This is a genomic window from bacterium (genome assembly GCA_035549195.1).
GTDB lineage: Bacteria > Oederibacteriota > Muellerivitia > Muellerivitales > Muellerivitaceae > DASZRK01.
On sequence record DASZRK010000020.1, the window covers coordinates 12,486 to 28,439 of the forward strand.

Annotated in this window: 8 protein-coding genes; all 8 read right to left on the bottom strand. The window is 61.5% G+C overall.

What is annotated here, in order from left to right:
- Positions 1–7: 7 nt before the first annotated feature.
- Complete coding sequence (locus VHE12_05765) at positions 8–1,060, bottom strand: hypothetical protein (GenBank protein HVZ80297.1); 1,053 nt, start codon at positions 1,058–1,060, stop codon at positions 8–10.
- A 10-nt stretch (positions 1,061–1,070) separates the two neighbouring features.
- Positions 1,071–2,030 (bottom strand): hypothetical protein, encoded by a 960-nt coding sequence (locus VHE12_05770; GenBank protein HVZ80298.1) that lies wholly within the window; start codon positions 2,028–2,030, stop codon positions 1,071–1,073.
- 260 nt (positions 2,031–2,290) lie between these two features.
- Positions 2,291–9,226 (bottom strand): hypothetical protein, encoded by a 6,936-nt coding sequence (locus tag VHE12_05775; GenBank protein HVZ80299.1) that lies wholly within the window; start codon positions 9,224–9,226, stop codon positions 2,291–2,293.
- Positions 9,216–9,554: a hypothetical protein gene (locus VHE12_05780; GenBank protein ID HVZ80300.1), complete on the bottom strand. Its 339-nt coding sequence runs from the start codon at positions 9,552–9,554 to the stop codon at positions 9,216–9,218. The genes VHE12_05775 and VHE12_05780 overlap by 11 nt, the downstream gene beginning before the upstream one ends.
- Positions 9,491–9,802 carry a hypothetical protein gene (locus VHE12_05785; GenBank protein ID HVZ80301.1) on the bottom strand — a complete coding sequence of 104 codons (312 nt, stop codon included), beginning with the start codon at positions 9,800–9,802 and terminating at the stop codon, positions 9,491–9,493. Before VHE12_05785 ends, VHE12_05780 begins: the two co-directional genes overlap by 64 nt.
- Before the next feature lie 72 nt (positions 9,803–9,874).
- Positions 9,875–11,611 (bottom strand): hypothetical protein, encoded by a 1,737-nt coding sequence (locus VHE12_05790; protein ID HVZ80302.1) that lies wholly within the window; start codon positions 11,609–11,611, stop codon positions 9,875–9,877.
- Complete coding sequence (locus tag VHE12_05795; protein HVZ80303.1) at positions 11,611–12,144, bottom strand: hypothetical protein; 534 nt, start codon at positions 12,142–12,144, stop codon at positions 11,611–11,613. Before VHE12_05795 ends, VHE12_05790 begins: the two co-directional genes overlap by 1 nt.
- A 9-nt stretch (positions 12,145–12,153) precedes the next feature.
- Entirely contained in the window at positions 12,154–15,954 is a 3,801-nt protein-coding gene (locus VHE12_05800; GenBank protein HVZ80304.1) for a hypothetical protein, read from the bottom strand.

Consider the following 15,954-nt stretch of genomic DNA (forward strand, 5'->3'; position numbering starts at 1 on the left):
TGCCTCCTTATGGCATCAAATAGATGTAGGTTCCAATGGTCGTCGCGGCGGAAATGCCGGTGATGGTCACCGAAGCGAACTTGGAAGGGGCCGCGAAGTTGAGCATCGTGGCGGCCCCGGCTCCGGTGATGGTGACCGCCCCGACGGCGATCGGGAAAGCGGATCCCAAGAGGCCTCCGTTGATGGTCGCGGTCACCGCCCCCGATCCGCCCACGTTGTAGATCTGCATGGCGATGTGGCCGTAAGGGACCGCCCCCAGGACCGTCACCCCCAACCCGGTGGCGAATTGTGTGACCGGGGTATTGGCAACGGCCAATTGATAGATGGCCTGGACCCCGGTCGCTTCCGAACCGGCGGCAGCCAAGCCGTTGGCCGCCCTTTGACGGTCCCAGCTGGATCCGTTGTAGACATACCCGCGGGCAATGGATTCCAAGGCTTGGACGGAGGATGTCAACGTGTCCGCATTCGGGATGTCCGTATAGATCCCCTTCCAGTGGGTGCCATCCCAGCCCATGGCCGACGCATAAGTGGCCAGTCGATTGATGGTGGCGTCATCGTTGGAAGCGGAAACATAAGCGGCCGTGACGCCCGCCTGGCGGCCCGTGGCCGGATCGATCAACTTGAAGTTGAAGGAAGTGGCGGGAACCGGCGTGGTGGCGATGGAACCGGCCAACTTAGAATCGATGTCCTTTTGCCAAGCTGCCGAAGAATAACCGTCGGGGGCGCCCGTTTGGGCGGGCGTCGGGGCCATGGTCAAGATCACGACCGCGGGGACAGAAGTGGCGGTCGGGGTGCTGGTCACCGTCGGGGTGTTACTCGGGGTGGGAGTATGGGTGCCCGCCGGCCAGGTGAAGGTCGGAGAGGGAGTAGCCGTGTTCTTGGGCGGAGGCGGGGTGACGTAATAGACCGGGAAAGCCACCGGGGTGCAGGTCCCGGGCCCGCAGTTGGAAGGGACGGTTCCCGGTTGAACTTGCTGGGCCCAGGGAATCGGCGCCGAAACCTGGGCCCAGGTGGGGACGGAAAGAGAAATAAAAGCCGCAAAGATCAAAAACTTTTTCATCAAATCCCCCTTAAGGAACATTTCCTAAAAGCACGGCACCGTTCACAGAGACGCTGCAAGAGGCACCCGTCGTTCCAGTGACCAAAAGATAAAGACTGTCGCCGGGTGTTATGGTGGTGGGACAACTGAAAAGAGTGTTGGCCGAGGAGTATTTCGTATTCGTGGCGATGGTTACGGGTCCAATGGAACCCAGGCTGGAATCAGTAAAACTGCTCGTCCCCGGGGCCAGCTTGTGCAAGGACGCTGTCAAGATGACATTGTTCCCGGCGGACAAGCCAAATCCTGAAAAATAACAACTCTTCACAACCGTTCCGCCCTTCAAAAGACCAAAACCGCAAACGAGGGTTGAATTCGTCTGGGAGGCCGGGAGATACCAAACCAAATTGTCGATGCCGCCGGCGGACGTCCAACCTGCGGTTGCGCCCGATTTCGCCGAAGAATTCGAAATATATTCGTTGGGGGTCGGGGTGACGGATGGGGTGCTGGTCGGAGTGGCTGTCGGGGTCCTGGTCGGGGTGGCTGTCGGGGTCCTGGTTGGCGTCAAGGTCGGAGTGCTGGTCGGGGTTTGGGTGGCGACGGTGCTCGAAAAGCGCAGGATGTTCGTCTGGTTGAAATGGTGGGCCTTGGGGTTATGGGCCCGGGTCACGGTCAGGCGCTTGTAGGAAACCCCCTGGATGGTCACGGGGGTCGATACGATGGCCGTCACGACGACCTGTTCCAGGCTGGAATCCGCGTTGTTGGGCCCATCGGGGAAGTGGCCCTTGTCGAACCAATAGATGGTCTGGGGCCCGCCGACCGAGGGGTTCACGATCGAGGCGGCTTGGGACGTGAGGACGGTCACGCTGGAAACGTAAGGATTGGCCGCGTAATCGCCGTAGGAAGCCACGTCGATGTTGGCCGCGAAAGCCTTGGAGAAGAAAGCCAGGATCAGGAAGGCGAAAACAACACGGAAGAAGCGGAAGCGTCCCATCGGTCCCCCTTGGTTGGTTCAAGGTTGGCCGTGGGCGGGCCCCGAAGGGATGGCACCAGGCGGGCTTGCTTTTCAATCATTTATCCAGAACGACCCCGAATGTTCAATCCCCTATTTTCGGGCCTGACAGTAGGTCCCGGCAGGGTCATGATGGCCTCCAGCACCTTCCCGGGCGGCAGGCGCTTGAGCAGGTCCATCCGCCGCCGGGCCGCCCGGGCGCGCCAGGTCCGCCCCGGAAGCCAAGGGTCTTTCTTCAAAAGCTACTTTTTCAGCTTCGGGCTGATCAGGTCCTTCCACGTCGCATCCCCGTTGTCGGCCACCCAATCCAGGAAGTTAAAGGCCCAGGTGTCGATCTGCTGGGGGAAGCCATAAAGCGTGGTCACGGCCTTGATCTGGGCCTTGGCCCAGGCCTCGTCGAAATGCTTGTCCTCGTCGAAGGCGATATTCACGGTTTGACCGACCGCCTTGATGACGCTTTCAAGAGACTGTTCCATGGGCGAAAAGGTAAAACTGTTGCCCCCGGGCCCAAACGCCATGCCCAAGCCCGTATTCGCCACGATCGGAACCATGTCCTTCAGGCCCCAAACGTAGCTGAAGGGCTGTTGAACAAAACGGCTGATGATGCGCTTGGTCCTTTCGTCCTCGTTGTCCTGGCCGTTACGGATCAGTTCCCGCCACAGGTTCTCGTTGGCAGCCTGCAGGAACCATAGGTAAAAAGCCGCGTGGGCGGCCACGATGGCGGCTTTCATCTTGTTGCCGCGGCTGTATTCCAGCCCCGAGATATGCCCCTGGATCCAGGCCTTGTTGAACATCATGTTGGTCCAGCTACCCAACATGGCCACCGCCTGTTTCATTTCCCCCCCCATTTGAAGCCCCGACAGGTCCAACGCCGAACCACTCCCCACGGACCGGGCGATCTCTTCATCCGCCAGGTCCACCGCCGCGCGCTGGTCCTTGCCCCCCTCCAAGGCCTCGTTGTAGATCTTCCACCACAGGGGCCGGCTGACGCAGGCGTCCGAGAGGTTCGAGAAGACCAGGGCATGGGTCTTGATCCAGCTGTCCTTGCCCTGCCAGCGACGGGCCATGTCAGATAAGGTCTTGTCCCGCATGGTGTCGCGGTGGGCCATGCGGGGCGAAAGGGCGTTGATGGTCTCGTCGATCTCTTTGCGGTTCGACAGGTAGTCCTTCATCATCGAGCCCGTCCGCTCGAAACCGATAGAATGGAGCGCGTTGATGGTGTTGCCCGTCAGGTCCATGGGCAGGTTGGCCACCTTGAAGCCCAGGATGGCCGTGGTCGTGCGGTAGCGGAAGCCCCGTAGGATCCGATCCAGGTCCGTCAGGTTCTCGCGCTGGTCGCTGGCGATGTATTTGAGCCACCGGTCCGCCGCCCGGAAACCGCTCAAGCCGAAGCCTTCCAAGAGGGCCTTCTTCATTTCGGGCCGCTTCAAGAGCTTAGCGGCGTCGATGATGGCCGGGCGGTAGGAAATGTCGTGGATGACGTTCTCCAGATGCCCGAAAAGCACGTTCAGGGGGTCCAGCTTCAGGGGCCGGTCGACGTTCTTGACCCGGTTCTCGGCGTGGCCACGGTCCGTGTGGGCGGCCGCCGAACTGTAACGCTTATAGAGGGCGGTCTTTTGTTCGCTGTTCAGGTAGGCGTCGGCGCTCTTGGCGGGGTCGTAGTCGATCGGGTAATAACCGCCCCGGTAGCGGCCATGATCGTTGGCGAAGGCCAAGGGGTCCACGCCCTGCGCCTCCACGCCCCGGCAGGCCATTTCGGTCTTCACGATGTCGGGCCAATAGGTCTGCAAGTGGTCCCAGACGCCCTGGGCGAAGTCCCAATCCCGCTTGGCCGTGGGCCGCATTTCGGGATGCTCGAAGATCTCCTTCTCGATGGCTTCCTCGGGCATTTTCAAGGTGTTCATCAGGCGGTTCCGGTTGCCTTCGTTGCCCCAGTTGAGCCGCATGGCCAGGATCTCGGCCTTGGTGAAGACCCGGTTCAGGGGCGCGATGCGCACCCCCTGATTCAGGTCCTTGTAGTCGGCCAGTTCCTTCTCGGTGAAATGCTGGGCCAAGAGTTCGTTCATGGCCTTCTTGGCCTCGTCCAACCGGCGCAGTTTCTCGCTTTCGGCCGCCTTGAGGCCCCGGTAGAAGAATTCGTGCATGGGCCCGTCATGGCCCCCGTCCATGACCTCGCAGAGGGACAGGATGTTCAAGTTCCAGTCCACCGCCAGCCCCGCGGGCTTCTCGGCCAGTTTCTTCATGAACTCGACGTATTTGTTCTTGGTGGCGTGGCCGGGCAACAGGTCCTCGCCCTGGGGCATCTTGTAGCTTTTGGCCCCGGTCAAGGGATCGATCTGTTCCACGCCCATGGATTTGCGGGTGTGTTCGAGGATACGCCCCGCCGCCTCGCGGATATCGAGGGTGGAGAACTCGCCCTTGAAGCGGTTGTAATCCCGCCCCAGCCGCAGGATCTGGTTGGCGGCATCTTTCAGGTCCAGCAGGTCCGCCATGGAAACATTGTCCAAATGGCGGTTCTCGCCGGTCATCAGGCGGCCGGGGAAAGTGGCCTTGATGGCGGTGAAATCGTCGTCGATGCGGTCGATGAATTCAGGCAGGGTTTCCTGCCGCCAGGACCCTTGTTCGCCCTGGATGAAGCCCGTTTCGTTGGCGATCTCGTCGGCCGGGAGGCCCTTCTGGGCCATGTCGATCGCCGTGGCCATGAGGGTGCTTTCCTGCTCGTCACGCTTGGGGGATACCCCGTATTTGGACAAAAGCCCGTCGATCTGCCGCACGAAACCATAGGGGGCCTTGAGAAGGTCCTGGCCCCGCGCCCCCAGGTCCCGCAGGCGCTTGAGGGCCTTTTCGGCCAAGACCTTGTTGCGCATGGCCTGGGCCGCCAGGGCGTGGTTGTAGACCATTTCCCTCTGGGCCTGCACCGCCCGGGCCACGTCCTTCTTGGCCAGGGCTTGGCCCTTCTTTACGGCCGCGCGCTTTTCCTGGGTGATGTAGCGGCGGGGGTCGGTGGCCTCGCCGTGGGGTTTGGCGGACAGGATCGCCTTGGCCTGTTCGCGGGCCAGACGGGCCTCGAGGGCCGCGGCGTTGCGCTTGGCCTGGGTCAACTTGGCCTTCACTTCCCCGGCGCCGGTGCGGGTCAAAAGGTCCTTGAGGATCTGGCCTTCCAGGGCCAGTACGTCGGTCATGTGGTTGGTGTGCAGGTCCTTCAAGGCTTCCATGCGCCAGTCGGTCTTTTGGGAAGCCAGGCGGCGGTCGGCCTCTTGTTCGATGAGGGCTTGGCGGGCTTCGGGCGAGGCCTCGGGGGCGACCAACTGCCGGGCCAGGTCCTTGCCGTTGTCAAAACCGTGCTGGGTGGCCAGGGTTTCCATTTCGGCCTGGGCGTCAGGCTCGGCTTTGCCTTTCAAGAACTCCCGGGCGCGGGCCTGGTAGTCCTTGCCCAAGCCATCGGCGGCGCGGTAAAGCGGGGTCTGGGCCGTCTCGTCGCCCACCACTTTCACCAGCCTTTCCCGCTCACGGGCCAGCTTGGCTTGGAACTCAGGCGAATCCTCGGCCACCTTCTTGGCCGTCAGTTCGTCCTCGGCCAGGATGCGCGCCTGTTTCTTGAGGGTCACGATCTGGTCGTTCACATCCTTGGGCAGACCCATCAGCGGCGCGTCGGTGAAGCCGCTTTCGTGCTGGGCGGCCGCGATCTCATCCTCGGTGGCCAGGATGCGGTCGAAGACCGAGCGGATCTTGGGGTCCAGCTGAACGCCGAGGGTTTCCTGGGCGTTGCGGTAGAGCTTGGTCAACCAGGTTTTGAAATGGCGGAAGGCGTTGCGCAGGCCCTTGGAGGGGGCCTTGCCTTCGGACAGGTAGGCCTCGAAGCTCTTGGCCCATTTTTCGTGCTGGTCCCGGGTGAGGTTTTCGCCCTCTTTCAGGCCCAGGTAATCGGCGGCGTCCTGCCAGATGGCCTTGATCTCGGGGGTGGCCGTTGGGTTCTTCGAGAGGTCTTGGAGGATCTCAAGATAAGCGTGGCCCGCTTCGTGGAGGAAGGTCGAAAGGTCCTTGGTCTTGGCCAGGTCGATGAAGTATTTGCCGGAAGGGTCGATGTAGAAACGGCCCTTGACGACCTTGCCTTGGTCCTGGTGGAGAATGTTGGGATCGTTCGGGTCGAAGGTTCCGCGGTTTCCCGTGGCGGATTTTATTTGTTCGGGTTTAAAAGCAACCCAATCTTGGCGTATTCCTCCGCCATCAGTGTTGCTTTCCTTTATAAAAATTCCATCATACCCTTTTGAAATTGCTTGCTTTCTTAACTTTTCGACACCCACTTCCACAGACGAGCCATTACGCAGTTTATTAATATGTTCTACGAACTCACTCCAGTTTTGATAAGTAACCGGATTTTTGATACCCAAATAAACTGGATATAGCGCAGGTCCTTCTCCAGCAAATCTAGTTTTCGCAAATTGGCTGGCGGCCATTCCCTCAGAGGCAAACCAAAAGCCCGCGCGACCACCCAATCCGCCACGCGTCTTTAAATCAAATTTTTCAAAATTTGGGAATGATGTCCCATGGTAGACCACCAACGGTTTCCCATTGGCGTCCACAACCTTCGAATCGCCGAACCACTTTTTGAACGCTGGCGTGTCGGTTTGGCTGGAGGTCTGGAAATACTCTTTTTGGTTCTTGGGGCTGTCCCCGGGCTCTTGGATGGCCCGGGTCTCATTGGCGGAGGAACGGCGGGGGAAGAAAAGGTCTTTGGCTTTTTGAATTAGTCCTTGGAGGAAGCCAGGTCGAGCAGTTCCTTTTCCAGCTTGGGATCGACCGTTATCTTGACCGTTTCCGGTCTTTCCTTCAGGGCCTGTTGCAGGTCCTTGTATTGATCGCTCTGAAGGAACTCCTGATGCGTCTTGAACTTCAGGACTTTGGGTTCGTTCATTGTGCGCCTCCAGGATGCCGGAAGTATCCCCAACATGAATTTGCCACGCTTGGCCCTCGCTGTCAACGTAATCGCCGATATAACCGTTCTCCTGCATGTTTTTGGACAGGCGGTTCAAGTATTCGACAGGGTTCTCGGCGATCTTGGCCTTGAGCTTTTCGATGAAATCCGCGCTGGCGGCCGCCTTGTCGGGGTTGTCCAAAAGGTCGTTGATGAGGCGCAATTTCTCCGAAGTGGGGGTGCGCTCGTTCAGCTTTTTGAGGTAATCCCCCTCCTGCCGCAGTTCGCCCGCCACAGGCTTCTGGATCTCGGAAACGCCCTTGATCGAGGGGGCGTATTTGTCGATGAACTCGTTCAGGGGCATCTTGGCCTTTTCGGCCAGAACGCTGAACCCGTGGAGGACTTGGGCGGAGTTATAGGCCTCACTGCGCCGCATGCCGGTGGCGGCCAGCTGGTCGGCGACCGAGCGGATGAAATCCCTGGCCTCGGGGGTCTTGGCGGCCTGGGCGATCTCTTCTTCGTGGCCCTTCAGGTTCTGGCTGGCTTCCTGGATGCCTTGCCTCACCTGGGCTTCCATTTCCTTTTGTTGGGCCAATTCGGCGGGGGTCAGCATGTCGGGGGCCGGGCGCACGTGGTCGCCCAAACCCTTCAGGTCCGCGGGGTCCAGCTTGGCCCACTTTTCCATGGGCACCTTCAGGTCCCCGCCCGTCCTCTTGGCTTCCTGGTATTCATCCCCCGCACCGGCCTTGAAAAGTTCCTCGAAGGGGTCCAGGCCCTTCTCTTGGTAGTAGGCGTCCAAGGCCTCGACGGGGACATGGACGTTCTCCAGGGGGGTTCCCTTGACCGCCTGGGCCGTCAATTGGGCGTCGCCCACGGGGTCGCGCCCATGCAGTTTGGAGGCCTTCACCTGGTCCACGAACTTGTCGTAACCGGCCTTGAACTGGCCGGTCACCTGTTCGACCATCGAATCCTGCGCTTGGCGCACCCGCCCTTCCATCAAATGGGGCAGGGCTGTGCCGGTGCCCGCCACGCCGGTGGCGAACCCCACCAAGCCGGATTCGGCCGCCCGGGCGTTCGAGCCTTTCAGGGCATCGGGGTTGACCCCCGTAAAATAATCGGCCAGGTCGTTGGCGTAGCTTTGAAGCACCCCTTGGCCGCCCACCAGGGATCCGTTGAGCCCCGCCAGCTTGGCGAACTGGGCCAGCATGGCCTTGGCGGTGGCCTGGGCCGCGGGGACCGAAAGGGTCTTCATGACGTTCTCGATGGCCGCAAAGGAACCGGACTTCATCAAGATCCCGGCGGTCACGCCTTGAAAAAGGCTGTCCAGGGCCGCTTTGTCGCCGTTGGCCCCCAGGTCCTGCGCGCGCTGTTGGGCCGAGGCGGCTTGGGTGGTGCCCATCAAGGCGGCGCCCGCGCCCGGGCCCAGGAGGAAAAGACCGAGGGACGGGACCCCCTCGATGACCTTCATCGACAGGGCTTTTCCCGCCTCGTCCAAGTTGCCGTCCTTGGCCAGTTGGAGGACGCTTTCCTGGTCCTGGGGCAGGTTCACGTAGTCGGCGTTCTGGCGGAAGAAGCGGGAAACGGGATTATCCAGGCCCACCAGTTCAGGGTTGGGCAGTTTCCCCGCCACGTCGGGGTTGGCGATCTCGAAGAGGCCTTGCCCCACGTTGTGGACGATGTTGTAGATGGCCGCGGGGCTTTCGGCCAGGTTGGCCCCCAGTTCGTTGATGCCCTTGGTCAGGGCCTTGGCCACCGGCGCGGCGTGGGTGGCGAAGGCATAACCGGGGATGAGGGTGTTCTTGGCCAGGCCCACGCCCCAGCTTTCCTGCGCGGCCTTTTCGCGGCCCTTGAGGGCTTCGATGTCGTCCTGGGAAACGGCCATGTTGCGGGGGTCGGAAAGGTATTGGGCGGTGACGGGATAGTTCTGGTGCAGGTCCGTCGCCGTGCCGGGACCCAGGGACCGCTCGGCCTTTTCCAGGTCGTCCAGGTTGTTCTCGATGAAGGCGGGCGGAACATCGGGCATCTTGCGGGAAAGCCGAAGGACGCGCGCGGCACGGTCAGGTTCAGTGTCTTGGGCCTGTTGGGCCGCCTGTTCGACGGGCAGGGCTTGGACGGGCGGGACCGGAGGCTGGGGCGCGGGCTTGCCGCCGGGCAGGTCGTCCCAGACCACCGGGGGCTTGTTGGCGGCCGGGATATCGGCGGAGCCCAAGGGCCCCACGGGCGTCGGGGGCGTGGTAGGGTCGAGGATGGTTTCAGTGGCCATATTTATTCAAGTTCTCCGCTCGGCGAATGGATTTAACAAATCCTCGCAAAAATGCTTTTGATTCGGTCACAGTCATAACCTGGCTTGTCTCTTCCCCATCCACCACCATGTAGATCTTTACGGCCATCCGGGCCGGGCCCGGGGTTTCTCGTGTCAGGAAAACATTGCCAACACCGAACGAAAAATTGGGATCAGGAATTTCTTTTAAATTTGAACCCATGTTCTTCCTAGAAAAAAATTGCCCCGTGAAGCCGGGGCCACGCTTTAAGCGACGTGCGTCCCTTCGACCTTTCGGTTTTCCCGGTCCTGGGTTCGCTTGTTCAGCCAAAGCAACGCCTCTTCCAGTTTGGTGATGGCGATGGCGTTCTCGCGGCAGGCGAACTTGCCTTTGCCGCCAGGCGTCAATCCTTCCTGATAAAACTGGATGCGCTGAAGTGCCGCCCGAATGACGGTTTCCACGAAGGTCCCGTTAGGCTCCTTGCGGTCGGTATCACGACCCAAAGGCCCGTTCTGCCATTGGATGTCCAGGCCAACACCCTTCACAAAGCCACCGGCAGGGTTTTGGTCAGGGTCCATGTAATTGGCCCTTTCACAAATTTGTTCCATGCTTTCCTCCACAATTTATTTACCCACCCTTTTAGGGTCAGGTCACTTCGTTCCGGCTTGCCGTTGGGCGATCGCCCATTGGATGTTCTCGGGCACCACGGGCCAGCCCTGGGCCTTGAGCCAGAGGACGGCGTCGTTGGCGGGGGTGCCTTTCTTGAAAGCGTCATAACCCCCGAACTTCTCAAGGATGGGTTTCAGGTCCTCCGGGGAATAGCGATCGGTCTTGTTCTGCCGCATGACCGCCTCGCCCAAGGCCCCCACCTGGTCCTTGCCCAGGTCCTGGTAGAGGGTGCCCCAAGCCATGTTGGCGTCCTGCTCCTGCTTCAAATGGGTTTCCCATGCCCGGGTGCCCCCCCACCAATGGGGTTTTTTCAATTCGTCCTGGGCCATCTTGAGGACTTCCGAGGGGTCCTTGCCCTGGCCCTGGCGGATCATGTAATCCATAAAGTCGGGGATCTTCTTCTTGTCCACCGACCCATCGGCCATGGTCTTGATCTGCTCATAGGCCGACTTAAGGGGGATATTGGTGCCTTTGGCTGTGGTCTCGAAAAGCTGTTGGCGAAGCGAGAACCAATCCGATGGATTGATGAGGCCCTGGGACTTGGCCTGGTCCAGGTCCGCCGCCGTCACGCGGCCGTTCTGGATGCCTTCCCAAAGCTGGTAATGGGCCGCCTTGTCGCTGTCCGCCGGCGGGGCGTAGAGTTTGCGGAGGGTGTCTTCTTTTTGGGCCTGGTCGGAAGGGTCCTTCGAGAAGTTGGGCACGAAGAGCAGGGCCTTTTCGAGGGGCACCCCGTTCTTCTTGGCCTCCACCGCGGCGTTCTTGAACTGCTCGTCGGTGGCCTGTTCCTTTTGGGCCAGGATGACCCGTTGTTCCCCCGCCTTGCCGTGGATGAAGCTCTCGACCTTGATCTTTTGCTCGTCGGTGAGGCCCGGCTGTTTCTGGATGTCGGCCAGCATGCGCCCTACGTCGGGGGTGCCGTCGGCCAGTTTGAAGCCCTGGTATTTGCCCCAAAGCTGTGTGCCAAGGCTGATCACCTGGGCGTTCTGAAGATGCGGAAGAATCGCCTCCTGGGATGCCTTGCTCAGCTGTCCACTCTTGGCCTTTTCGTTGAAATAGGCCTGGGCCCGGGGGTAGTCGTCGTGCTGGATCAGGTCCTGGATGATGCCAAGATGGTTCGCATCGGCGACCTTCTGGGCCTCCAATTGGGTGCGCTCGGGGCTCCAGCCCATCCACTTGGCCTGCTTGGCGACCTCGGAAACCTGGGCCTTCAGGTTCTCGTCCACCTTGGCGGGGTTGGTCTTGTAGTTGGCCAGGGTATCGGCCTGCAGGGATTGGATGGCCGCCTCGGACGAATCGAGGAAATACTTCTGGCGCTGTTGGTCCTCATGGACCGCCAAGGTGCCTTTCAGGTCCCGGGTCTGCTCGGAAAGGACGGGTGAAAGCATGGCCTTTTGATTGGCGGTCAGGCCGTCCAAGACCTTCTGGGCCCCGGCCTGCCAGGCGGGCAGATAGGTGCCTTCCAGGTCCACGGCGTTCTTGCCGAGCTTGGAATAGGCCCCGTCAGGTCCGTGGAGGATATTGTTCTTCAGGTCCACCAGGTGGCTCATGGCCTCGGTGGCCACCGAATTGTCCACCCGGGCCGCTTCTTCCTTCACGGCCTTCTGAGCCTCCTCACCGGGTTGGGCGCCCAACTGGGCGGCTTCGAGGATGGAGTTATCGGGCCGGACGCGGACACCCGGTAGGGCGTTCTCTTGGATGTTCCCGGGGATGGTGGGCATCAGTATTTTCCTGGAACGGCGTTGTTATTATCGGATGGTCTCAAACCGAAATTGATGAACTTCATGCCGCCCGTCAGCAGGCCCGACCCCGCGGCCAGGCGCTGTTTGATCTTGGCCTGTTCGGCTTCCAGGTCATATTGGTCCGCCTCCTGGTTGAGCCCGAAAGCCTCCTTCGAGGCGTTGTTGCGCAGGCTCACCACATCCAAGGCCCCGCCATGCTGGTAATCCTCCAGACCGGCCAAGGCGCTGCCCACGGTGGGATCCACCCCCGCCCCGACGGCCGAGGCGTATTTCTCGCCATAACCCTGGTCGAAGGCCCGGGCATAGGTCGCCACCTGTCGCTTGCCCCTTTCCACCGCGTCCTGCGCCTGCAGGCGGGCCAGGGAGGCGTTGGTCGAATAGGCCGAGGCCTGGGTGCCGTAAGAGGCGCCCTGGAGCATGCCTTGTTGGACGGTCTTGGAAACGTCCATCAGCATGCCGCCGGTGGCATAGGGGTTGCTGAAGTTGTCCGCCACATCCTTCATGAAGCCCATCCGTCCCTCCTAAAGGTTGATGCCCGAGTAAATGCCCACGATCTCCACCGGCAAGGGGTCCGCCTGGCGGACGAAGACACGCCCGTGCCGGTTCCAATCCCCGTCGGGTTTACAGTCGATCAGGTCGTCGTTCAGGGGCGAGGCGGCCACGTTGGGCGTTCCGATCACGTCGCGGTCGTCCTGGTTGTGGGAGCGTTTGAGGCCTTCCACGGTGTCGTCGTCGGGCGCCTTGGGCCCGAAGAACAACCCCTTGGTGCGGTTCACCTTCAAGGTGATCTGGCCCACGTTCTTGGCCCGTTGAGCCTGACTTTGGTCCTGGGTGTCGATCTCCAGGGTCTCGATGTCGCAGGCGTAGGGCAGGCCCGCGTGGACCACTTCGTAATAGCCGTCGAAGAGGGTCACGGTGCCGTTGGAAACGGTCAATGGATCGACGGCCACCTTTGCGCCGTCCACCAGGCGTTTCAGGGTGGGGTTGAGGGGGTTGGAAAGCACGAACCCATCGGCCAGCACCGAAACTTCCTGGCCTTCCAGGTGCCAGAGCCCGTCGATGGTATTGGTCAGGCGCGACCATTCGGTGGTCTGGGGGATGGCCCACGCGGCCTCCCCGCTTCCTTGGAGGAAGGTGGCGTCCGCGACCTGGGACGTATTTATGTCCGAAATGAGAAAGTCGATCCAATCGTCCGAATCAGGCACCCGGAACCGGAAGGCCTTGCCCACGTCGGAGGCCTGAAAGACCGGGGCCGAGCACCCCAAAAGGGCGACGCCCGAGCCCGTGTAATAAACGGTCATCACTAGGTTCTCGTCCTGGTTGCGGCCGTCATAGGAAACGCCGCAATCGACGAAATACTGGTCTTCCAACCCGGACACCGACCGGTCGGCCATGACCTCCACGAACCGGGTGCCGTTGCGGTTGACGATGAAATGCACCCAATCGTTGCCGTCGGTACCGCGGATGCAACAGCAATCCTCGAAGGTGCCCCCGTAGGTATCGTGCCGCCCGAACCCGATGATCTCCTGCTTGGCCTCGAAGGTCATGGAAAAGGCCGTGCCGTCGGACAGGACGCCCCACACGATGCTGTCGGGCCTTTCCTGGTAGCAAAGGGCCTTGATGGCCTTGCCTTCGAAGAGATGGGCGGAAAGCAGGGTCAGGTCCGTGGCCGTGTAATCGTTGGTCAGGATCTCTTTCTTCAGGTCGTAAAGGGTGTTGAGGACCGCCCCCACGTAGATGTAGCTGTCGCCCACCGGTACCGGCCGCACGTAGCCGGCGCCGTGGTTTCCCGCCGGGCGCGGGTTCTGGGCCGCGGGGGTCAGGGTGCCATTGGCGTCGCCCTGCAGGACGATGGGGCCCGAGGATGTCAGCTGGACCAGTCTTTGCATTTCCAGAAGGTGCATGATCTTCTTGAGCTTGTTGCCCGCCACCCGGAACTGGAGGCTGTCACGGTCGTTGGCCAGGGGCCGCACGGCGAAATCGGTGAAGGCGTTCTGGGCGCTATCGTATTCGATATCGGGGGAATCGCTGGTCTGGGCCATCCGCAGGCGCTGTTGGCCGAACCCGACCACTGCCGGATGGATGACCGAATTCTCGTACATGGCCGCGTAGGGCGTCGTGGTATCGAAAGCCACGCCCAAAAAACCATTGTCAGGCGACCAAGAGGCGGCCCGTCCGTTGTTGCCGATGTCCGTCAGGGTATCGTCGATCCGAACCAGCACATTGGCGATGCGGGAATAGGCCAAGAGCTTGACCGTGCCGGACGTGGCCAGGACGCAATAGTTGCCGTTCTGGGTGTCGGCAATGCCGTTGACCGCGCCGTCGGGAGCGGATACGGGATTGGTGACCACGGGCCAGGAATAGGTCCCCAAAAGCAACTTGTGTTCCGGCAAAAGGGTGTTGTGGTAGAACTGGGCCACAGGATCCGGCCCGATGGTGTAACACTTGAGATAGGCCCCGCCCGCCAGGCCGATCGTGAGAACGCGGGAAGCCCCGGCCCCTTGCGGGATGGAACAGGCCAGGACATTCTGACCCGGCTGGGTGATGCCGCTGTAATAGAGCAGGTTGACGGTGCTGGATTGGTGTTGGGGCACAATCATGTAGGTGGTGAGGGCCCGACCGCCTGAATTGTTATGACCCACCACCAGACCATGGATCGTGGCCACGGGCGAGTTATAGGCAACGGAAAAAGGCGGCGTTTCGGCATTGGGGTAAAGCCCATAACCCTCATAAACGGTGGTCGGAGATCCTTGCGGATCCCCGATGGATTGGGCATAAGCCCCGGGCGTGAAGGCCACGCAATTGGCCTGGGCCGTGGGCAAGGTGGAGGGGTTGGCGATCTTGGTGAAGGTCGAACCGCTCCTTTGGTGGACGGTCACATAGGGCGTGGTGGCGTGGGCCCAGGCGACCAAGTTGGAATCAGAAGACCAGGCCACCCCGAAGGCGTTGCCCGTGGGCTGGGTGTAGGAGGAAGGACTGACCAAGGCCAAGGTCTGGCCGGTGCGCTTGTAGAGGAAAGCACGGGTGCTGCCGGAAGCGGGCGACACGGCGGCCGCCAGGTATTGGCCGTCGGGCGACCAGGCCAATGCGTTGACGGTGCCGGTGGGCAGGTCCGACCCGCCGATGGCGGAGATCAAGGTGAAGACGCCCGCTTGGTAGAGATAGACCAAAAGGTAATCCGCCGAGGCCGAACCGACCGCCACCAGGTCCCCCGCGGGGCTCCAGGCGATGGCCCGCCCATCCCCCGGCAAGGCGGTCACGGGGAAGTCGGTGTCGTCCAATTGGTCGAGCTTGAAGCCGAAGTTCAGGATGGCGCCCTGGACCCCCTTGGGGGTCTTGGTGTCGTCCGGGCCGAACCCCTTGTCCTTGAACGAAGGGGAAGCCCCGGCCCCCGCCAAGCCGACCAGGCCGTAAATGCCGTCGCCGTCGTCGCGGTAAATCAGGTAAAAGACCGCGCCCGAAACGGCCGTCCAACTGACCGTGACCGGGGTGCCGCTGGTGGGGGCCTGGGCTTGGATGGTGGCGGCGAGGGATTCTTCCCCCGTCGAATCCTTCACCGCCGTGACGGCGAATGTGACCGCGCTTCCCGAATGATCGACCGCCAGGCCCGTCGGGGCGCTGATGGAGGGCCCGAAGGAAGAATTGGAAATGGCCCAGTTGGCGTTGCCCGAACGGATCAGGTCCTGCATCGGATGGCGGATGGAGGCCAGCTTCATCACGTCAAAGGTCTGAGCGTAGGAAAGGGCGGGCAGGTCCGCCGGGGAATAGGGGCTCCCCACGTGGTAGGTGCGGGCGAAGGTACAGCCGCCCGAGAAGGCGGTGTAGTTGGTGGTGTCGATGGGCAGGCCCCGGAAGTCGGTCACCGAGAAGGTGTCGGCGTCGATCTTGGCGGCCAGGAAGGACCGCTTGTTGACCTCGACCATGCCTTCTTCGCCTTCCAGGTATATCTCGTCGCCGTCGGAAAGGGCGTGGCCCGCACAGGTGAAAACCCCAGGAGAGGCCTGGGTGATGCCGGTGATCTCCTTGGCCGTTTCCCGAACCTGGATGCGATCACGGTAAAAGCGGATGTCCTGGCCCCCAAAGACCAGGGCGTAGGCGTCGCCCCCGCCGAAATCGAACTCCACCAGACGCTTGGGGGACGTGGTATCGAAGCAAGTGGCCACGTAACGCAAGCCCGCCCGGTTGCGGACGCCCCCGCTCTTGCGGACCACGCCGTTGCGCAGGGTGCGCAGGCCCGTATGCTGGGCGTTGGAATCGACGCGGGTGCGGACCGCGGGCGTGACCTCGCCGGCCCCGAAGGCCACCTTGGATAGGACGGGCAT